General features: G+C 46.9%; 21 protein-coding genes. 16 read left to right on the top strand and 5 right to left on the bottom strand.

All coding sequences use genetic code 11. The annotated features are described in order from the left end of the window. Window positions 1-3,132 (top strand): MMPL family transporter, encoded by a 3,132-nt coding sequence (locus tag RBB45_RS15425; RefSeq protein WP_306009885.1) that lies wholly within the window; start codon window positions 1-3, stop codon window positions 3,130-3,132. Window positions 3,133-3,284: 152 nt separating this feature from the next. Here the strand turns inward: RBB45_RS15425 and RBB45_RS15420 are convergent, their stop codons facing one another. After that, window positions 3,285-4,982, bottom strand: coding sequence for a methyl-accepting chemotaxis protein (locus tag RBB45_RS15420; RefSeq protein ID WP_253618311.1), 1,698 nt, complete (start codon window positions 4,980-4,982; stop codon window positions 3,285-3,287). A gap of 259 nt (window positions 4,983-5,241) precedes the next feature. Between RBB45_RS15420 and RBB45_RS15415 the strand changes: the two genes are divergently transcribed. The 6 genes from RBB45_RS15415 (at window position 5,242) to RBB45_RS15390 (ending at window position 10,147) form a co-directional block, all read left to right on the top strand. Continuing rightward, window positions 5,242-5,961 carry a hypothetical protein gene (locus tag RBB45_RS15415; RefSeq protein WP_306009884.1) on the top strand — a complete coding sequence of 240 codons (720 nt, stop codon included), beginning with the start codon at window positions 5,242-5,244 and terminating at the stop codon, window positions 5,959-5,961. A gap of 15 nt (window positions 5,962-5,976) precedes the next feature. After that, on the top strand, window positions 5,977-6,372 hold the full coding sequence (locus RBB45_RS15410) for a GntR family transcriptional regulator (RefSeq protein ID WP_009793102.1): 396 nt from the start codon (window positions 5,977-5,979) through the stop codon (window positions 6,370-6,372). A gap of 2 nt (window positions 6,373-6,374) precedes the next feature. Further along, a complete protein-coding gene (locus RBB45_RS15405) occupies window positions 6,375-7,247 on the top strand; it encodes an ATP-binding cassette domain-containing protein (protein ID WP_306009883.1) in 873 nt (290 codons plus the stop codon). Then, a complete protein-coding gene (locus tag RBB45_RS15400; protein WP_306009882.1) occupies window positions 7,244-8,185 on the top strand; it encodes an ABC transporter ATP-binding protein in 942 nt (313 codons plus the stop codon). The genes RBB45_RS15405 and RBB45_RS15400 overlap by 4 nt, the downstream gene beginning before the upstream one ends. A 34-nt stretch (window positions 8,186-8,219) precedes the next feature. Then, on the top strand, window positions 8,220-9,383 hold the full coding sequence (locus RBB45_RS15395; RefSeq protein ID WP_306009881.1) for an ABC transporter permease: 1,164 nt from the start codon (window positions 8,220-8,222) through the stop codon (window positions 9,381-9,383). Between the two features lie 176 nt (window positions 9,384-9,559). After that, window positions 9,560-10,147: a sterol desaturase family protein gene (locus tag RBB45_RS15390; protein WP_156917063.1), complete on the top strand. Its 588-nt coding sequence runs from the start codon at window positions 9,560-9,562 to the stop codon at window positions 10,145-10,147. A gap of 45 nt (window positions 10,148-10,192) precedes the next feature. Here the strand turns inward: RBB45_RS15390 and RBB45_RS15385 are convergent, their stop codons facing one another. After that, a complete protein-coding gene (locus tag RBB45_RS15385; RefSeq protein ID WP_009793107.1) occupies window positions 10,193-11,383 on the bottom strand; it encodes a cation:proton antiporter in 1,191 nt (396 codons plus the stop codon). Between the two features lie 334 nt (window positions 11,384-11,717). Here RBB45_RS15385 and RBB45_RS15380 point away from each other — a divergent pair, with 334 nt between their 5' ends. From RBB45_RS15380 to RBB45_RS15345, 8 genes are all read left to right on the top strand, one after another. Beyond that, the gene (locus RBB45_RS15380) at window positions 11,718-11,981 is read left to right on the top strand and encodes a metal-sensitive transcriptional regulator (protein ID WP_306009880.1); all 264 of its coding nucleotides are present in this window, start codon (window positions 11,718-11,720) and stop codon (window positions 11,979-11,981) included. A gap of 81 nt (window positions 11,982-12,062) precedes the next feature. Then, complete coding sequence (locus tag RBB45_RS15375; protein WP_129613381.1) at window positions 12,063-12,290, top strand: sulfurtransferase TusA family protein; 228 nt, start codon at window positions 12,063-12,065, stop codon at window positions 12,288-12,290. A 55-nt stretch (window positions 12,291-12,345) separates the two neighbouring features. Then, the gene (locus RBB45_RS15370) at window positions 12,346-12,825 is read left to right on the top strand and encodes a DsrE/DsrF/DrsH-like family protein (protein WP_009793111.1); all 480 of its coding nucleotides are present in this window, start codon (window positions 12,346-12,348) and stop codon (window positions 12,823-12,825) included. Window positions 12,826-12,837: 12 nt separating this feature from the next. Next, window positions 12,838-13,131 carry a rhodanese-like domain-containing protein gene (locus RBB45_RS15365; protein WP_009793112.1) on the top strand — a complete coding sequence of 98 codons (294 nt, stop codon included), beginning with the start codon at window positions 12,838-12,840 and terminating at the stop codon, window positions 13,129-13,131. 37 nt (window positions 13,132-13,168) lie between these two features. Beyond that, window positions 13,169-13,744 carry a sulfurtransferase TusA family protein gene (locus RBB45_RS15360; protein ID WP_009793113.1) on the top strand — a complete coding sequence of 192 codons (576 nt, stop codon included), beginning with the start codon at window positions 13,169-13,171 and terminating at the stop codon, window positions 13,742-13,744. Window positions 13,745-13,798: 54 nt separating this feature from the next. Then, on the top strand, window positions 13,799-14,911 hold the full coding sequence (locus RBB45_RS15355) for an MBL fold metallo-hydrolase (RefSeq protein WP_371931602.1): 1,113 nt from the start codon (window positions 13,799-13,801) through the stop codon (window positions 14,909-14,911). Between the two features lie 276 nt (window positions 14,912-15,187). After that, window positions 15,188-15,964 (top strand): sulfite exporter TauE/SafE family protein, encoded by a 777-nt coding sequence (locus RBB45_RS15350; RefSeq protein WP_129613383.1) that lies wholly within the window; start codon window positions 15,188-15,190, stop codon window positions 15,962-15,964. Window positions 15,965-16,062: 98 nt separating this feature from the next. Then, window positions 16,063-17,130 carry a hypothetical protein gene (locus RBB45_RS15345; RefSeq protein ID WP_306009879.1) on the top strand — a complete coding sequence of 356 codons (1,068 nt, stop codon included), beginning with the start codon at window positions 16,063-16,065 and terminating at the stop codon, window positions 17,128-17,130. A gap of 38 nt (window positions 17,131-17,168) precedes the next feature. Here RBB45_RS15345 and RBB45_RS15340 read toward each other — a convergent pair whose 3' ends face one another. From RBB45_RS15340 to hxlA, 3 genes are read right to left on the bottom strand one after another with little or no spacing between them, the layout of a single operon-like run. Beyond that, window positions 17,169-17,885 carry a 3-ketoacyl-ACP reductase gene (locus tag RBB45_RS15340; protein WP_306009878.1) on the bottom strand — a complete coding sequence of 239 codons (717 nt, stop codon included), beginning with the start codon at window positions 17,883-17,885 and terminating at the stop codon, window positions 17,169-17,171. Window positions 17,886-17,912: 27 nt separating this feature from the next. Further along, a complete protein-coding gene (gene hxlB / locus RBB45_RS15335; RefSeq protein WP_094768575.1) occupies window positions 17,913-18,470 on the bottom strand; it encodes a 6-phospho-3-hexuloisomerase in 558 nt (185 codons plus the stop codon). A 4-nt stretch (window positions 18,471-18,474) separates the two neighbouring features. After that, window positions 18,475-19,107, bottom strand: coding sequence for a 3-hexulose-6-phosphate synthase (hxlA, locus tag RBB45_RS15330; RefSeq protein WP_009793119.1), 633 nt, complete (start codon window positions 19,105-19,107; stop codon window positions 18,475-18,477). Between the two features lie 165 nt (window positions 19,108-19,272). Between hxlA and hxlR the strand changes: the two genes are divergently transcribed. Next, the gene (gene hxlR / locus RBB45_RS15325; protein ID WP_009793120.1) at window positions 19,273-19,638 is read left to right on the top strand and encodes a transcriptional activator HxlR; all 366 of its coding nucleotides are present in this window, start codon (window positions 19,273-19,275) and stop codon (window positions 19,636-19,638) included. Window positions 19,639-19,762: the final 124 nt, after the last annotated feature.

Raw genomic sequence — 19,762 nt, 5'->3', positions numbered from 1 at the left:
GTGTATACAATAATCAAGAGAAAATGGTTTGTCCTTATTGCGTGGATCGCAGTTATTGCCGGATTGTTTTTCCTGGCCCCTAATATGGCTGATCTTGTCCGTGAAAAAGGGCAGGTGGATGTGCCGGAGGAATACTCCTCCAAGCTGGCCGGCCAGATTATGGACGAAGTGCAGAAGCAGGAAGGCGGAGGCGATGAAACCTCGGTGGCCCTTGTTTTCCATGATGATAAAAAGCTGTCGGCAGATCAGATCAAAGAAGCTGAGAAAGCCATCAATGATCTGGAAGCAAATAAAGAGGAACTTGGGATCACGCAGATCCTCTCCCATTTTACAGAAGAAAACCTGAAAGACCAGCTTGTTTCCGATGACGGGAAGTCGATTCTCGCATCATTGAGCATCAGCTGGAACGGCCGCGAAGCAGGCGAGCTGAGCGATGCCCTGTATGAAACCATTGAAGATGCGGATGTTGACCATTATTATACGAGCAACTGGATGATCAATGAAGATCTGACCACCAGCTCTGAGGAAGGCCTGAAGAAAACAGAGGGTATTACCGTTGTGTTCATCCTCGTTGTCTTGTTCCTGGTATTCCGCTCTATCGTGGCGCCGGTCATCCCGCTGCTGACGGTCGGATTTTCATATCTGGCTTCACAATCGATTGTATCGATCCTGGTGGATAAAGTGGATTTCCCGATTTCCAACTATACGCAGATCTTCCTGGTGGCCGTCCTTTTCGGTATCGGGACTGATTACTGTATCCTGCTGCTGAGCCGGTTTAAAGAAGAATTGGCTCACAGTGAATCAACGGCAGATGCGATTGTTGCGACGTATAAGAATGCCGGCCGCACCGTATTTTTCAGCGGATTGGCGGTTATGATCGGCTTTGCGGCCATCGGGTTCTCCCAGTTTAAGCTGTATCAGTCAGCCTCAGCTGTTGCCGTAGGGGTAGCGCTGCTGCTGATCGCCCTGTTCACGGTAGTGCCATTCTTCATGGCTGTGCTCGGCCAAAAGATCTTCTGGCCTTCAAAAAGCACGGCAGAACATGGTGAAAGCAAGCTTTGGGGTACTGTCGGGCGCTTCTCGCTTGCACGCCCATTCATTGCCCTGTTCATAGTTGCGGCGGTTTGTGTGCCGTTCCTTGTGGTGTATGACGGAGATCTTTCCTATAACTCCCTGGAGGAAATCAGCGGGGATGTACCGTCCATCAAGGCATTTGATGCCATCAGCGGCAGCTTTGGCCCTGGTGAATCGATGCCGACGCAAATTGTGCTCCAGAACGATGAGCGGATGGATTCAGCTGAATACATCGCTCTCGCAGAAAAAATCAGCCAGGAGCTGGAAAAAGTGGACTTGGTCGATACTGTCCGGTCTGTAACAAGGCCGACAGGTGAGCCGATTGAAGATTTCTTCGTCTCCAAGCAGGCCGAAAGCCTTGAAGATGGCCTGGGCGAAGGAAAAGACGGACTTGAACAGATCAGCGACGGGCTACAGGAAGCAGGAAGCGAACTGTCTAAATCAGAGCCGGAGCTGGATCAGGCTGTTTCAGGCATCGGTACATTGATATCAGGAACAGGCGAAATTCAGAATGGCCTTTCTGAAATTCAAACCAATTTGGCCAAAATTGAAGACGGCCTCCGCCAGGGCACAGCCGGATCCACTGAGCTGAAAAAAGGGCTGGAGGAGACAAAGGCTGGGGCGGAAGAGCTGCTTGTAAATTACAATAAATTACTCGGAGGATATCAGGAAGCTGCCGAAGGAGTAAGTGGGCTGCAAGCTAAATATAAGGGTATCGGTGAAGGTTTAAACGGTCTTTCAGAAGCTCTTGCAGGCATTACAGCAGATGATTTTGCTATATTGGAAGACAATTATCAAGGAATAGCTGAAAATGATTCTTACAAAAAAATTAAAGGAACTGTGCAGAATGTACAGGCAAATATTAAACCTCTGGCAGAAGGCTTGACACAGCTGAATGGCGGGCTGGCAGGCGTAGAGAATGGACTTAATAAGGCAAATGATAACTTCGGCAAGGCGATCAGCGGCCAGCAGAATTTGGCCGGCGGACTTCAGAAAATCATCACCGGCCTCGAACAGCAGCAGGCCGGCCTCGAACAGCTGGCAGACGGGCAGGGCCAGATTGTCAATGGATTCCCGCAGCTGTCAAACGGACTTGCAGGCGTTAATGATGGCCAAAAGCAGCTGCTGGATGGCTTCGGCAGCCTCGGCGGCCAGCTGGGTGAGCTGACTGACGGCCTTAATCAGAGTGTGGATGGGCTGAATCAGGTATCAGACGGACTGGGTTCTGCACAGGACTATCTGTCCGGACTGTCGCAGTCAGATTCCCTGAATGCATTCTATCTGCCGGAAGAAGTCCTGGAAAGCGATGATTTCGACCAGGCGGTAGATGCTTATATGTCAAAAGACCGCAAAGTCATGACACTGGATGTTATTTTTGAAGCAAATCCGTATTCAAATGAAGCCATCAATCAGGTTCCGGAAATTAAGGATGCCGTGGAGAGGGCGACGAAGGATACAAAGCTTGAAAATGCTAAATTGGCATTGGGCGGAATTACAAGTACGAACGCAGATCTTGATGAGATGTCAGGCAAGGATTATTCCCGCACAGTCGTGCTGATGCTCGTCGGCATTTCTATCATTCTTGTATTCCTGTTCCGTTCTATTATTATGCCAGTCTATATTATCGGATCACTGATCCTGACTTATTACACGTCCATGGCGATGAACGAAGTGATCTTCGTGGATATTCTCGGCTATACAGGCATCAGCTGGGCCGTGCCGTTCTTCGGGTTCGTCATTCTTGTTGCGCTTGGGGTGGATTACAGCATCTTCCTCATGGACCGCTTCAATGAATATAAAGACCTTTCTGTAGCAGATGCGATGCTGATGGCGATGAAGAAGATGGGAACTGTCATCATCTCGGCAGTTGTCATCCTTGGCGGTACATTCGCGGCGATGATGCCATCCGGCATGCTGTCATTGCTGCAGATTGCCTCGATCATCCTGGTCGGACTCCTGTTGTATGCGTTCATCATCCTCCCTCTGTTTATCCCGGTGATGGTGAAAAACTTCGGCCAGGCAAACTGGTGGCCATTTAAAAGGGGAACAAATGAATAAAAGCTGTTAGCTTCTTGAGCACCGTCCTGCTAGGCAGGGCGGTGTTTCTTTATAAGCTCACCTTTATGACCTGCTTACTTATTCCGTCTGTAGCAGGCTCATAGAAATATAAAAAACCACCCATAAAATATGAGTGGCTCTACTAGTACTGCTTAGATTTTAAATTTATCTACCACCTGCTTCAATTCTTCAGCCATTTGTGCCAATGCTTGGGCAGATGAATGGATTTCCTCCATTGATGCCAGCTGTTCCTCTGTTGATGCAGCAGCTTCTTCCGAAGTTGATGCGTTTTCCTGGGCCATCATCGAGATATCCATTGCTGCATTAGTCGCTTCATCTATACTGGCAGTAATCTGCTGGACAGTGGCAGTAACCTGTTCAATCAGCGGGGTAATGTTTCTGGTGCTATTTAGTATCCCGGCAAATTTTTCAGATGTTTGCTCTGAAACTTTTACGCCTTCTTCTGCATTTATTACAGCTTCATCCATGATTTTAACTGATTCTTCTGTATCCTGCTGTATTAGTGCAATCAGGTCAGCGATACTCTTTGTTGATGCTTGAGACTGCTCTGCTAATTTGCGCACTTCATCAGCTACCACTGCAAACCCTTTCCCATGCTCTCCGGCTCTTGCCGCTTCAATTGCGGCATTTAAAGCCAGCAGGTTTGTTTGATCAGCAATCCCGCTGATCACATCAGAGATTGAACCTATTTCTTTTGAACGGCTGGATAAAGAAGATATCACTTGGTTCGATCGCTTGATGGAATGGTGAATAAACTTCATTTGCTCTAGGCTGTCTGTAACTTGTTTCTCCCCCTCTTCAGCCTCCTGAGTTGTCTTTCTTGAGAGCTCGGCTACATTAGCTGACCTTTCCGAGATATGTAAAATGCCCTGAAGCACTTCATTTAAGGCTTTTGAATTATTCTCCAGATTTATTGTCGTGTTTTCGGCTCCACCGGCAATTTCCTGTATGGCAGATGAAACTGTTTCGCTGGCTATGGTTGACTGTTCCGCACTCGCATTCAGCTGCTCAGCAGATGCAGCCACTAAATCAGAGTTAGAAGAGATGGAGCTGATCATGTCTCTGAGATTATTTTTCATTTCCTCGAAAGATTGATTTAAATCAAAAATTTCATCTTTATTCTTTAAATTCAATGTATCCACGTTTAAATTTCCGCCAGCTACCTGCTTGGCCAGACTGCCCAGTTTCGCAATCGGCCTGGTGATTAACACGGAGATAATAATCCCGCTGGCCAAAGCAATTAATGCAGCGGCTAGGCTTAGAGAAAGCAATAACATTCGTGCTTTGCTGGATTGTTCCTGTGTTTCTTTAAATTTAACATCAAGAATGTCTTCTTTCAGCCAATCATGCATAGAAAGCGTGCTCTCTGTCAGATTATTGCTGATAGGGACAATTAAGTTTAAGCCTTCAGCAATTGCTTTCTCCTTATCTATGCTGCTGTCATCCATGATTTGGTTAGCCAATTCTTTGAAGTTCTTATTTGCTTCCTGGATAGAGTTAAATCGATCCTGTGTTTCCTGCAGGGTAGCCAGCTCTCTTCCTTTGGCTATAGAAGCATTGATTCTTTCATTTGCCTGATTCATCATATCTCTGAAACTTTCACTGTCTTCATCATATAACAGGAAAGCACGGTAATAGCCTGTCTGCAGAGCAGCGTCTGTCTGGATGGATTGTGTCAGTGCTCTTACTTCAGCAACAGTTTCAACTACATAATCATAAGATTCATTTGAGTCTTTCATATTTTTGTATGAAATAAAGGATGCAATCCCAAAAATGAAGGACACAATTAGGAAGCTTCCTATTAATTTCTGCTTGATTGATAATTTCATTATGCAAACTCCTCTTTCTTTTAATTGGTCTGATTCACCAATTTATTATCGTCAAATAACTTTAAGTGTTTAGGGTATCGTAAATTTTGACTTAAGCTTATCAGAGGATATCCTATCCGGATTTTTTAAAAAGTGGTGAGTAGAAAAGGAACAACTGTTTTTGGTGTTTAAAACCTTTAAAAAACATTGGAAATATAATACTAAATATCATATACTGTGTATATAGATATAAACAGTATAACAGTGGGAGGAATCAAAATTGAATGAATGGAAAGAAGCAATGTGGCTCGTTAAGTTTGAACTGGGCAAATCAGCAAGAGGTTTTATACAGCTCATACTCAATACTGTCCTGTTCCTTGGGGTAACCGTTTTAGCTTTTTCGCTCGGTATTGGCAAAACTGCCATTGTGGATTTTATGTTTATGATTTTATTCGGATTCTCGGGGGCTTGGTCGAGGACAAAAGACTTCCAATCTCAAAAGGTGCAAAGAGATGTATGGGCCTCCCCTTATTTCATGACGCTGAGCCAGCTGCCGATCAGGAAAGGGATTTTGGTGAAAAGCCGTTTTTTGACTTATTTTATGACCGTTATCCCAGCACAGCTGATTTTCATGATTCTGCTGTACAGCTTTAGTCCAAGTCTGAACCATGAGCTGGGATTAGGCGGATTTGCTGCCTTTACTCTTATGTGGCTTGCTTTCAGCATTTTCTTTGGCCTGTCTTTCCCGGTAATGGAAGCTGGCGATATGATCAACCGCACCCGCATGGTCATTTACAGCATTATGCTGTATGGCGGAGGAATTGCAGCTGTCATCCTTTTCAATACCTACAGCAGCGGCCTTGTCGGCTGGACGATTATGGCCGCGGGGAGATGGCCATTATTTACTTCCCTGCTGGCGATAGCAGCGGCAGTGGCTTGCACGCTCTTCTATAAAAAATACATGCTGAAGAAAATGTCTACAATCGACTATCTATCATAGAAAGGAGGAAACCGCTTGGAGCTTCCTATCAGATTATCCAAGGAATCCCGCGTTCCCATCTACCACCAGATTGAGGGCCAGATAAAAGCTTTGATTGCGAGCGGGGTGCTCCCGGCAGGATCGCCGCTACCGTCCATCCGCTCCCTCTCTAAGGATCTTGAGGTGAGTGTCATCACAACGAGAAGGGCTTATCAGGATCTTGAATATAAAGGCTTCATCACCACGATCCAGGGAAAGGGAACCTTTGTAGCCGAGGTGGCTGAATCGGAAAAGGCGGATGTTAAGCACAGTTCAGTCTACCAGGCACTCGAAAATGGCATCCGGACGGCCATGAGCTATGACTGCACACTTGAAGAAATAGAAGAGATTTTTCATAAAGTGGTAGAAAAAATTAAGAACGGGGAGGAATGAGCATGCTGCCAATAGAAATCACCGGACTTGAAAAAAATATAGACGGCTTCAAACTGGGCCCTTTGAATGCAAGCTTTGAGCCAGGGACCATCACAGCATTGATCGGCAATAACTCATCAGGAAAAAGCACCCTATTAAAATTAATGATGAATCTTGCCAAGAGAGACAAGGGAGATATCCTGATAAACGGACAATCGATTTCAGAGGGAGAGTCATGGAAGCAGACCATCGCTTATCAGCCCCAGACACTGAACGGCGTCAGCACGCTTACCGGATATGAGCTGTATTCACTTGTTTCGCGATGGTATCCTTCCTGGGATAAGCAGCTGTTCGACGAGATTGTAAACCTATTTTCGGTTCCCCTTGATAAGCCTTACGGAAAGCTTTCCCAAGGCGTCCAGCAGAAACTTAATCTTGCATTGACCCTGCCCAGGGATACAGAGATTCTTCTTCTGGATGAACCGTCTGCCTCCATGGATATACCTGCAAAGCATCTTTTAATGGAAGTGCTTGCTAAGTGGATGGAGCGGGGAGATAAGACGATGATCATTGCGACCCATCAGGCAGAGGATATCCGCAAACTGGCCGATTATATCCTTTTTATGAAGGATGGAGAAATCACTGGCCATTTTGAAAAAGATGAATTGGCCCTCAAGTTTAAAAAGTATTGGGTGGGCCAGCTGCCGGATTCAAGCATACCGGGGGAAGTATCACGCCAGGGGGATCGGATGGTCATAACCTCGGCAGCCTTGGAAGCAGAACGTTATTTTAAAAAAGCTGGCATTTCGATTTTGGAGGAAGAGGTGCCGGAGCTTGAGGAAGCGCTGACCATCATGCTTCAGCAGCCAAAACAGGAAAAGGGGTGGAGAGAGTGACCGGGAAGGTACTTTCTGTTGAAGGAATCGGCAAATCATATAAAGAAAAGCAGGTGCTGAAGGATATTTCTTTTTCGGTGCATGAGGGTGAGATCATGGCAATCCTTGGACCGAATGGCGCCGGCAAATCCACCTCGATCCGCAGCATCATGGGCATCATTCTGCCGGATGAAGGAGATATCACGTTTCACGGATATTCTTCAGGAAAAAGCATTCCCCGCCACCTGATCGGCTACCTCCCTGAAGAAAGGGGCCTTTATAAAAATGTCAAGGTGATGGATATGCTGCTCTATCTTGCGGAGTTAAAGGACTACCCATTGAAAAAGGCAAAAGAGCGGGTCTTGGAGTATTTGGCTAAGTTCAATATGGAAGGGAAGGAGAAAGCTAAACTGGAGGAACTGTCCAAAGGGATGGGGCAAAAAATCCAGTTTATCGCCTCTGTCCTTCATGAGCCCCGCCTTCTCATCCTTGATGAGCCTTTTTCCGGGCTTGATCCAGTCAGCCAGGAGGTCTTCAAAAAGGAAATCAGGGAGCTTGCGGATAAAGGGACGGCCATTCTGCTTTCCTCGCATCAGATGAATATGGTAGAGGAAATGTGCGACCGGTTATTTATGATCCATAAAGGGCACAAGGTCCTTGCTGGAACGGTGGAAGAAGTGAAAAAAGAGTATGCGAACTATAAATGCACAATCCGCGGGGCAAATGGAGCGGCAATGCTGGAGGAAATCCCCCATGTGCAGAGGGTGGAGCAAAAAGGCGATGTGTCAGTCCTTTATCTCGACAGCCATGTTCATCCAGCCAGGTGGCTGAAGCAGCTGCCTGAGGAGCTGGCAGTCCAGGAGCTGTCCATCGACCGTGTTTCTCTGCATGAAATATTCATAGACATTGCATCGGAAAAGCATCCTGTACAGAAAGAAGGTCATAGAATTGCGCAATAGCTTAAAGGTAGCCAAATGGGAGATAAAACGGAATTTGAAAAATAAATCCTTTGTCATTTCGCTTTTGCTGACTCCGTTAAGCTTCCTGTTTTTTGCCATATTGCCAGCCATGATGGACCGTTTTCAAAGCGAGCCCGAGCCGGTTAATGTAATTATAAAGGACGAACTGGGTATCTGGAATGGCACTGAAGGAATCATGGCAGGGCTTGATTGGGAAGTCAAACTGACAGATGCCTCTGAAAGTGAAATTTTAAATAAGCTTGAAGCGGCTGAGAATACGATCTTTATTCCACTGACAAAGAACGGACTTGATGCTGGACGTTTCCCAATCTATAAGAGTAAAGGAGTACCGGATGATGTTCTGCAGCAGGCGATGCTGCTGGAGCAGCCCTTGCGCGCCTTTCAGCTGAGCCAGCTGGCAAATGATGAAGAGGAGATGGCAGCAGTCTCACAGGATATCAGTTTTGCAGCGGTTGATGCGAAGGAGACGGGCGCTGGAGAGGATATGTATGGTCAGCTGATCCCGGGAATCACTGCGGGTGTTGTCCTGTTTTCGGTTGTAATCTCGGGAATGATGATCTTCCAGAGTGCGTCACAGGAAAAGAAAGATAAAATAGCTGAAATTATGCTGTCTTCTCTGACATCCGGTGAACTGATGCAGGGGAAAATCATCGGTTATTTTACTCTTGGCATCATTCAGGTGGCCGTCTGGCTTCTGTTCGTCATCCCGGCCGCATCATGGAGGCTCGATGTCCCGCTGATCCAGTATCTCGCAGCCCCGGAAACGTTGGTCCTTATGCTGTTTGCGATCCTTGGCTATCTGCTGTTTGCCGCAGTTTTTGCAGGGATGGGTGCAACCGTGGAAGATGTAAACTCTGCCAGCAATTTTCAGGGCTTTATACTGATGCTTCCTTTTGCACCGCTTTTATTAATCAAGCCGGTCTTTTCCGATCCTGAAGGAGTGATTGCAATCGCGGGCTCTTTTATCCCCTTCACAGCCTCGGGGGTATGGATCATGAGGCTTTCCGTCATGGAGGAATGGCCATGGGGAGAGATCCTTCTTTCAGCAATCATCCTCCTGGCCAGTATTGCTTTACTGATGAAGGCGGCCGGGAAGATATTTAAGGTTGGCATTTTAATGCACGGCAAAAATGCCACTCCGCAGGAAATGTGGAAGTGGCTGAGTAAAGCGGATTAAAAAGCGAAAGCCTGGATAGACTCTATCCAGGCTTTTATTATTGCCTAATAAATATTCAGAAAATATTGACATATAATATCTCCAAGAATATATTGGACATATTAGACAGGAGTGTGAAGCAATTGAAAAGCAAAGGCATTTATAAGGATTTCTTTTTCCATCCTGATATCATCATCATGTCAGGCCTCTTTGCAGCCGGGCTCATTTGGTATATAGCAGTACTCGGTGCTGGCTGGCAGCTCCTTGCTTTTACAGCAGGGGGAATGCTTACATTTATGTTCAGTGAATATCTCACACACCGCTTCCTGTTCCATCTTAATCCGCCAAAGAATGCTTTGTTTCTGACATTTTTAAAGCGCATTCACTATGACCACCACAAATATCCCAATGATTTAAAGCTGCTGTTTCTGCCGGTCTGGTACAGCCTGCCGAACTTATCGGTCCTTGCCCTCATCTTTTTCTTCCTTACTGGTTCGCTTCCTGATACGGTATCATTCAGCCTCGGCCTCGTGCTCATGCTGCTGATCTATGAATGGAAGCATTATGTAGCACACCGCCCGATCAAACCGAAATCCAAATTTGGAATATGGCTGAAAAAGACGCATATCCTTCACCATTTTAAAAATGAAAACTATTGGTACGGTGTCTCAACCCCTTTTGTCGATGCTCTGTTTGGGACGTTAAAGGATGAGAAGGAAGTGGAAACAAGCAAAACGGTGAAGGATCTGGAGGGCAGGAGCAGGGAAAAGAAGCTTTCATCCTGAAGAAATATGCTCATCAAGGGAAAAAGCTGCATCATGGCAGCTTTTTCATTTTTTTATAAGCACTTTGGAAAGGGGATAAATGGTTGAGCTTTGGATAATCAAGCTTAAAATGACCGCTGTAAAGGTCAGCGAGATGATCATATCCGCCCTGGTGGTTTGTGCTGCATCGAGGATCAGCAGCAGAACGACCGACATGGTCCCTTTAATACCGGCCCATGATATGATGGACGATTCCCGCCAGCCGAACAGCTTCCTTTCTTTTGGCAGGGCCAGGACGGTTCCATGGATGACAGCAAAGCGGATCAGAATGCTCATAGCAAAAATGACAAAGGCAATGCCCCATTGATCAATGGCCAGATGGCTGGTTACTTCAATTCCGATCATAAGAAAGACGAGGGATATGATGGTTGGCTCGATTATTCCCCAGAAGCTGTCGAGCGACTCCAGGTAATGGTCTTCCTTATTTGTGTGAGTGAACTCCCATGACAGCATGATGCCGGCAGAAACCGTTGCCAGGACACCCGAAACGCCTGCAAGCTCGGCTGCATAGAAGATTCCGTACGAAAGAATGATGCTGAGCATCACCTGATAATCTTTCCGCTCGGTCACATGGACGGCCTTGCTGACGATCCAGCCGCATATTAGTCCAAGAAAAATACCCCCAAGGGATACAAAGAGAAAGTCTTTTGCGAAAGAAAGAACCGAAAAGGATTCTCCTCTGGCAAACATCCCTGTCAGTACAGTGAACAGTACAAAGCTTGTCCCATCATTGATCATGGACTCACCTTCCACGATTTCGCTTACCCTCGGGTCGGAGGATGCCTCCTTTAGGATGGATATGACGGAAACCGGATCGGTCGGTGTAAGAATGGCCGCAATCATCAGGCTTCCCAGGAAGCTGATGCTAACGAAAAGATTGGCAAAATAATAAATGGCAGTCCCAAGGAGCAGAGCCGTGATCAAAAGGCCGGCTGTACTCAGGAAACCAATCATGCCTGCATTTTTCTTCAGGGCGGCTGGAGGAAAGCGATATGCTGAAATGAATAATAATGAAGGCAGGAAAATTTCGTACAAAATTTCCTTTCCGATATGAAGCGATGCAAAATAGCCTATAAAAGACAGGCCGATCCCTATCAGCACCAATACAGGCGGACCTGGGAACAGCTTTTTCTTTTTATCAATGGTCAAAACAATGTAGCCCGCCAAAAGCAGCAGTATTATTTTTATCGGCTCCATGCTCTTTCCCCCTTTCGCATTTTAAAGAAAAATTACCCTTTTGCCAGCAGATAGAAACTTATAGCCGAGGGGGTATCAGGATCAGCCGGTGCTGGAAGGATGAATGCCAGTGCTGATAAAAAAAAGGCAGGGGAGTTTGCAGCGCAAAGAAAAGGCTGGCAGGATTACAGACTTCCCGTCCAATCTTAAGCCTTATCACCGGTATTAAAGCGCCTGCTATGCAGTATTACAGAAATTCAGATTTGGAGTGTTGACAAAATACCTAGTAGGGTATAATATTGGTTCATAGCCGCCGAACAAAGCGGCGTTCACAAAAGAATGGAGGGGGCATCCTTTGGAATATAATAATGGAACGAAGAACCGGATCAAGCGGGTCGAAGGGCAGATGCGCGGTGTTATGCGCATGATTGAAGAAGATGCAGATTGCAAGGATGTCATTACCCAGCTGTCTGCTGCAAGGTCGGCAATTGACCGGGCAATCGGCGTAATCGTGAGCACAAATCTTGTGGAATGCATGAAAGGTGCCGATGAAGATGGCACTTTGGAGCCGGAAGAGATGATAAAGGAAGCAGTCAATCTGCTTGTGAGAAGCAGATAGGGTTGACATCCTTTTTATTTTGAAATATTATATACCCCACTAGGTATTAAAATAAAACAATTATCCAAGGAGGAGTTTTTCATGAAAAGCAATAAAGTATTAGATGCAAAAGGTTTGGCTTGCCCAATGCCGATCGTTAAAACAAAGAAGGCAATCGGTGAGCTTGAATCAGGACAGATATTAGAGGTCCTGGCAACTGACAAGGGAGCGAAGAGCGATCTGACAGCATGGGCTTCATCAACAGGTCATGAACTGATCGATATGAAGGAAGAAGCAGGCGTATTTACTTTTTACATTAAAAAAGGCTGATTTTTTTTTGCAGGGTTATATACCCAGTACAGTATAGTAGATGAGGGGGATTAGAATGTCAGAAAAGAAAAGAACAACGATTGTCCTTTTTAGCGGAGATTATGATAAAGCAATGGCAGCCTATATCATTGCGAACGGTGCTGCAGCGTATGATCACGAAGTTACCATTTTCCATACCTTCTGGGGATTGAATGCTCTTCGGAAAGATGAGAATACTATGGTTAAAAAAGGATTCATGGAAAAGATGTTCGGCAGGATGATGCCAAGGGGAGCCGATAAAATGGGGCTTTCAAAGATGCACTTCGCTGGCCTTGGCCCTAAGATGATCAAAGGCGTAATGAAAAAGCATAATGCACTCCCGCTGCCGCAGCTGATCGAGATGGCTCAGGAACAGGATGTAAAACTGGTTGCCTGTACGATGACGATGGATTTGCTCGGACTGCAGCAGGAGGAGCTGCTTGACAATATTGAATATGCTGGTGTTGCAGCTTATCTTGGTGATGCCGAAGACGGCAATGTAAATCTGTTTATATAGGAGGGCAACACAATGGAGAAATGGTCAGCTAAAGAAGTAGAAAGCAAGCTGGAAAAAGGGATGCTTAATATTGTGGATGTCCGGGAAGTGGATGAGGTAAAAGAGGGCCGTATTCCTGATAGTGTGAATATCCCGCTTGGACTCCTTGAATTCAGGATGCATGAGCTTGATAAAAATAAAGAATATGTCCTTGTATGCCGGTCAGGAGGCCGCAGCGGAAGGGCGTGCCAGCTGCTTGAATCCCATGGCTTCAAGGTTGTTAATATGGAAGGCGGAATGCTTGCCTGGGAAGGGCGCACGGAGTAATTTTTTTAGGAAATCATATACCCTGGGAGGTTTAAAGATGACACAGATTAAAACTGATTCCACTCTTGACGCAAAAGGGCTTGCATGCCCTATGCCAATTGTCAAAACGAAAAAAATGATTACGGGCATGAATGCAGGCGAAGTACTGGAGGTGCTGGCTACTGATAAAGGTTCAAAAGCAGATTTGAAGGCTTGGGCTGAAAGTGCCGGCCATCAGTATCTTGGAACTGTTGAAGAGGAAGGCGTGCTTAAGCATTATCTGCGCAAAGCAAGCGGCGAAGAGGTGCAGGAGAAAAAGCATCCTCATGTTGTCAGCAATGAAGATCTTGAGAAACTTGTGGGAGAAGACGGCGATATCATTGTGCTGGATGTACGGGAATCTGCAGAATTTGCTTTCCACCACATTCCGGGCGCTGTCTCCATCCCATTAGGAGAGCTGGAGGAGCGCGCTGGAGAATTGGACGTTGAAGCGCCGGTTTATGTAGTCTGCCGGACAGGCAGCAGAAGCGATCTTGCTGCAAGGATGCTTGATGCCAAAGGCTTCAAGGATGTTAAAAATGTGATCCCTGGCATGAGCCAGTGGAACGGACCATCAGCCAGTATGAATCAATAAAAAATTTTACATTAAAATATACGGTAGGGGGTAATTGGGTTGACTGTAAAAGCAATGACTGCTGAAGAAGCTGCGCAAAAAGTAATTCAAAAAGAAGAAATGTTCATTCTTGATGTCCGAAATCATGATGCATTCGCGGATTGGAAAATGGAAGGAGACCACTTTCAGTATTTGAATATTCCTTATTTCGATCTTTTGGACGGCGTCGGGGAGATTATGGAAAAGCTGCCGGCAGATAAAGATATCCTGGTTGTCTGTGCCAAGGAAGGTTCATCTGTAATGGTAGCTGAGATGCTTTCCGATGAAGGGCTGGATGTATCTTATCTGCAGGGCGGAATGAAGGCATGGAGCGAGCATCTTGAACCGGTCAAAGTTGGGGACCTGAAGGACGGCGGAGAGCTGTACCAATTTGTGCGCCTGGGGAAAGGCTGTCTTTCTTATATGGCGATTTCCGGCGGGGAAGCGGCCATTATTGATGCAGCCCGGATGACGGAAGCATACAGAGGGTTTGCTGACGAAAAAGGCGCAGCGATCAAGCATGTGTTTGACACACATCTTCATGCCGACCATATTTCCGGAGGAAGAATGCTTGCTGAGCAGACTGGCGCTAGCTACTGGCTGCCGCCAAAGGATGCCGGCGAAGTCACTTTCGATTACAGCAGCCTTGAAGATGGAAGAACAGTGAAAATCGGCACAACTGCTATTGATATCCATGCATTGTACTCTCCTGGCCATACGATTGGATCAACATCTTTCGTGATTGATGGACAATACTTGCTTTCTGGCGATATTTTATTCATCGACAGCATTGGCCGTCCTGATCTGGCCGGCCTGGCAGACGACTGGGTAGGGGATCTGCGTGAGACACTGTATAAGCGATACCGCGATCTGTCTGAAGAGCTGCTCGTTCTGCCGGCCCATTTCATGATCATTGATGAATTGAATGATGATGGTTCTGTTTCTAAGAAGCTGGGCACCTTATTTGCAGAAAACCATGGCCTGAACATCAGCGATGAGGCAGAATTCCGCAGGCTGGTCACCGAAAACCTCCCGCCGCAGCCGAATGCCTATCAGGAAATCCGCAAAACCAATATGGGCAGAATCACTCCTGATGAAGAAGAGCAGCGTGAAATGGAAATAGGTCCAAACCGCTGTGCTGTCAGGTAATTAGAAAAGCGCAAGCGCCTTGCTACTAAAGGAACGCAGACTAAGAACGCCACGTCCTGTGGCAACGTCTGCATGACCCCCATCCTGGGGGCCTCAAGGCGATCCTCCCAGAAAGGCGTTCTTTGCCTTTTTGGGAGGATTGACTTGTGACCTCGAGGGGGCGCAGCTGCTAGACAGTAATCTAAGTGAAAATTGCTGTTTTTTTATGAGGAAAAAGCCTGCCGTTTGAATTTTCACAGCCGGCAGGCTTTTTCCTGAAAAGGGAGGATGAGAACCATGAGCATTGAATTAATCATCGTCATTTTCCTGCTTGGCTTTGCTGGATCGTTTATTTCCGGGCTGCTCGGCATAGGCGGTGCGATCATCAATTTTCCTATGCTGCTGTATATACCGGCTCTTTTGGGTTTGGCTTCATTCACTGCGCATGAAGTTACCGGCATCAGTGCGGTCCAGGTGCTATTTGCGACAATCGGCGGTGTATGGGCCTATCGTAAAGGAGGGTTTTTAAATAAGTCCCTGATCCTTTATATGGGCATCAGCATCCTTGCCGGAAGCATGATCGGCGGATTCGGTTCGAAATTCCTGGCTGAAGCAGGCATCAGCCTTGTGTACGGCATACTTGCCTTGATTGCGGCGGTCATGATGTTCATTCCGAAGAAGAGGATTGATGATGTTCCGCTCGATGAGGTCGTTTTTAATAAATGGCTTGCTGCTTCACTTGCCTTCATCGTCGGCATCGGTGCGGGAATCGTCGGCGCCGGCGGAGCCTTCCTGCTTGTTCCGATTATGCTTGCTGTCCTGAAAATACCAACAAGGATGACGATAGCATCTTCCCTCGCCATTACATTTATTTCTTCCATTGGTGCAACAGCGGCTAAGATTTCGACCGGACAGGTGGAGTATCTTCCAGCCCTGATCATGGTTGCGGCAAGCCTGCTGGCCTCTCCTCTTGGGGCGAATGCAGGGAAAAAAGCCAATACGAAATTGCTGCAAGTGATCCTGGCTGTCCTGATCTTCGCTACAGCTATTAAGACCTGGATGGATATTTTATAACAGGATGCTGCCCCTCAAGAGGGGCGGTTTTTTTGTATGTGAAAAGATATATAGCATAAATTAACGATAGCATAGATGAAAGGCGGGGTGACTTCTATATGAAATATATTGTGAAAAAGCCGGTCAAGCTATTTGACCAGATTGAGAGGTATGGCGAAATCACCAATGTTCTTGGATTCGGGGATCCGCATGTAGAAAAAGTGGATGGCCGGTGGCAGATGTTTATCGGCGGCTTTCAGACAAATTTCAAAAACAACCTATTCACCGCCTCGCTCCCGCATGGGGAACCGCTCAGCAGCAATAATTGGAAGCTTTCCATGGATAATCAGAACCCGAAAAAGGCAAAGCCTCTTATTGAGAATTCCGAGAAAGGGAGCTGGGATTACTTCGGCTTTCATACTCCCTGCTATGTGAAGGGAAAAGGAAAAAATGGTGAAACAAAAGAATTGATTTATTATACCGGAAGAGCCTCCAAAAAGGTCCTCGACAATGATGCTCCATACTCTATCGGGGCTATTGAAAGGACAGCCCGCGGCTGGAGGAGGATACCCTTCCCGGTAATTAAGGGGACGAGCAGTAGCCCGAATGTGCTCGAGCCTAAGGCAGGATTCATGGATGGAAAGTGGAGGATGTGGTATGTAACCACAAGACGGGAGACAGGGAAAAAGGGCTATCCGCATTATACAATCATGTACACAGAAAGTGACAATGGATTGACAGGCTGGAGCAGCCCTTTCCCTTTGTTTGGAGAGGATGAAAACTATTATGATGCATCAGTTCACCCTTCAGCACCGGAAGGGTTTGAAATGCTGGTATGCCGCAGCACCAATTTATATGGGCGAAAGCCGTTTCCCAAACAGGGCCTGTGGCTTTTGCAGGGAACTGAGCCGGACGGAAAGCGCAGCGGCTGGTCATCTGATCCTTATTGTATCCTGGATGCAGAGGAGGGGGAGGACTGGTACAAGCACGGCATTGGCAGCCCCTCAGGCCACTATGGGGAGTCGGAAGCTGACCGGAATACCCTCTATGTATTTTTTACAGGGCTGCACAGGGAAAGAAACTGGATGAACATCGCCCTGGACTGTTTAAGAAAGAAGAGGCGCCCGCCATTCCCGTCCCCATTTTATTTTACAGTCGGAAGGGTTGAGCTGACTAAGGAGAGATAGAAAAGAAGCAGACCGGTGCGGTCTGCTTCTTAAGATTCTTATGGATTGGTCGACCACATTCCGGCATTTTTAATAAAGATGCGCGGGTTCAGCTTCAGCTGGGCAACCATGTATTCAGCCAAATCTTCAGGCTGCATGACTTTTTCAGGATTTCCGTCAGACAGGTTTGTTTCAATTGCAAGATCTGTCGCCACAGTGCTCGGCGTCAGGGCACTGACCCGGATATTATGCTTTCTGACCTCAAGCATCAGTGATTCTGTCAAGCCGAGAACGGCAAATTTGGAAGCACTGTATGCGCTGGTCACAGGAGCACCTTTTTGGCCGGCACTTGAAGAGATATTGATGATATCGCCGGATTTTCTTTCAATCATTCCAGGCAGGACTGCACGTGTGACATGGTAGACGCCCATCAGGTTTACCTGAATGATGTCTTCCCACTCCTGCGGGGAAAGCTCCAGGAAGCCGCCGAATTTAGCGATGCCAGCATTGTTGATCAGAATATCGATCTGGCCAAGCTCAGACGTTATCTTTTCAACGGCTTTGTTGACGGACTCGCTGTCCTGGACATCGGCAGCTGCAATAGAGACTTTTACGTCAAACTCTTTCAGCTCATCGGCTGCTTTTTCAAGATTGGAAAGAGTCCTTCCGAGCAGTCCGACAGAAATGCCTTCCTTAGCGAAAGCAATTGCCGCTGCACGGCCGATTCCGCGGCCGGCGCCTGTGATTAAAGCTGTTTTTCCTTTTAGGCTTTGCATAAGATCACTCCTTTTAATGATATGATACTACTCCAAATTGGCATGTCTGCCAAACATTTTGGCTGAATCAAGGCCTTTTTTCTCCATGACGCGGAGGATGATGGCATCATAAAGCAGGAGCAGGGACTGCTCGAACAGTGATCCCATCGGCTGGATGGTGGAAAGCCCGCCTTCGTTCTGATCCTTTGTCGCGCCAGGCATTTTGACAATGATGTCAGCAAGGCTGGCGATGGATGAGTCAGGGACTATCGTAGCGGCTGCTATTTTGCCGCCGATCGACCTGGCTTTTTCAGCCATGGAAACGAGGCTCTTTGTCTCTCCGGAGCCCGACCCGATGATCAGCAGATCATTCTCCTCGAAGCCCGGCGTGACGGTTTCGCCGATGACATAGGCGTCGACCCCCATATGCATGAGCCTCATGGCAAAGGATTTTGCCATGAAGCCTGACCTGCCGGCGCCTGCTGTGAACACTTTTCCGGATTCGAGTATCTGGCTTGCGAGTGCTTCCGCCTGCCCTGGGTCAATTGCTTCAGCTGCATGCTCCAGCTCGCTAAGAATCTTTTTCACGTATTCTGCAGTATCCATCATCTTACCCTTGCTTGATGATTTCCTGCATTTTGCTTGCAGCTGCTTTTTTATCGTCCTGGCTGGTGATGCCTCCGCCGACGATGACCAGATCCGGCTGAGCCTTGACCACTTCCGGAAGGGTCTCAAGCTTGATTCCGCCTGCAATGGCTGTTTTGGCATTCTTTACAACGCTTTTAATTGTTTTTAGATCTTCAAAAGAGTTCTGGCCCACAGCTTGCAGGTCATAGCCGGTGTGTACGCAAATATAGTCAACGCCAAGCTCGTCCAGTTCTTTTGCGCGCCCTTCGAGGTCCTTGACGGCAATCATATCAACAAGGATTTTTTTGCCCTGCTTTTTCGCCTCTTCTACGGCCCCTTTGATGGACTCGTCTTCAGCAGCGCCGAGGATCGTGATGATGTCTGCGCCAGCTTCAGATGCCTTCATGACTTCATATCCTGCTGCATCCATGATCTTCAGGTCGGCAAGCACTTTCAGGTTAGGGAATGCCTCTTTTACTTCTTTGACGGCTTTGAGGCCTTCATTTATAACAACAGGAGTGCCGATTTCAACGACATCGATATGCTCCTCTACTTCTTTCACCAACTCGATTGCTTCAGGAATGTTTACCAGGTCTAATGCTAATTGTAATTCCATTTCTTTCACTCCTTCAAAATTGTCTGGGATGAACTGTGTTATTGAATATCACAGTATGAATGTCATTATAGAGATAACGACTCTCGATTGTAAGTACGCACTTTATTTTTACATAGTGCCTAAAAGTATACTAATGAGTTATAATAGGCTTCGGAGGTGGTTGGGATGTCCCGCATGCTGGATAAGACCTTTAACTGTGAAAAAGAACTGACTCTTTCCGTAATTGGCGGAAAGTGGAAAATGATTATTTTATGGCACCTGGGCAAAGAAGGCACCAAACGATTTGGCGAACTCAAAGCCCTTATACCGGGCATCACCCAGCGCATGCTCGTCAACCAGCTGCGCGAGCTGGAGGAGGACGCCATCGTCCACCGCGAAGTTTATCCTGTCGTGCCGCCAAAGGTCGAATATTCCCTTACTGAACAGGGCAGGACGCTCATGCCAATCCTGGACAGCATGTACAGCTGGGGGAAAAATTATATGGAGACCGTCATAAACTCTGGCCAGGATCCCGATCAGACTGCAAAATGACGAAAAAAGATTGCTTCATGCGAAGCAGTCTTTTTTGTTTTTCACTTTATTAAGTTGTCCTGCCGGCTGGATTTTAGCAGCAGAAGTAGAAAAATAAGCGGCTGTTTGCAGATTCCCTTTATGG

This window comes from Bacillus sp. MMSF_3328, assembly GCF_030733525.1.
Lineage (GTDB): Bacteria > Bacillota > Bacilli > Bacillales > Cytobacillaceae > Bacillus_AB > Bacillus_AB infantis.
This window is presented reverse-complemented; position numbering and strand designations above follow the sequence as displayed.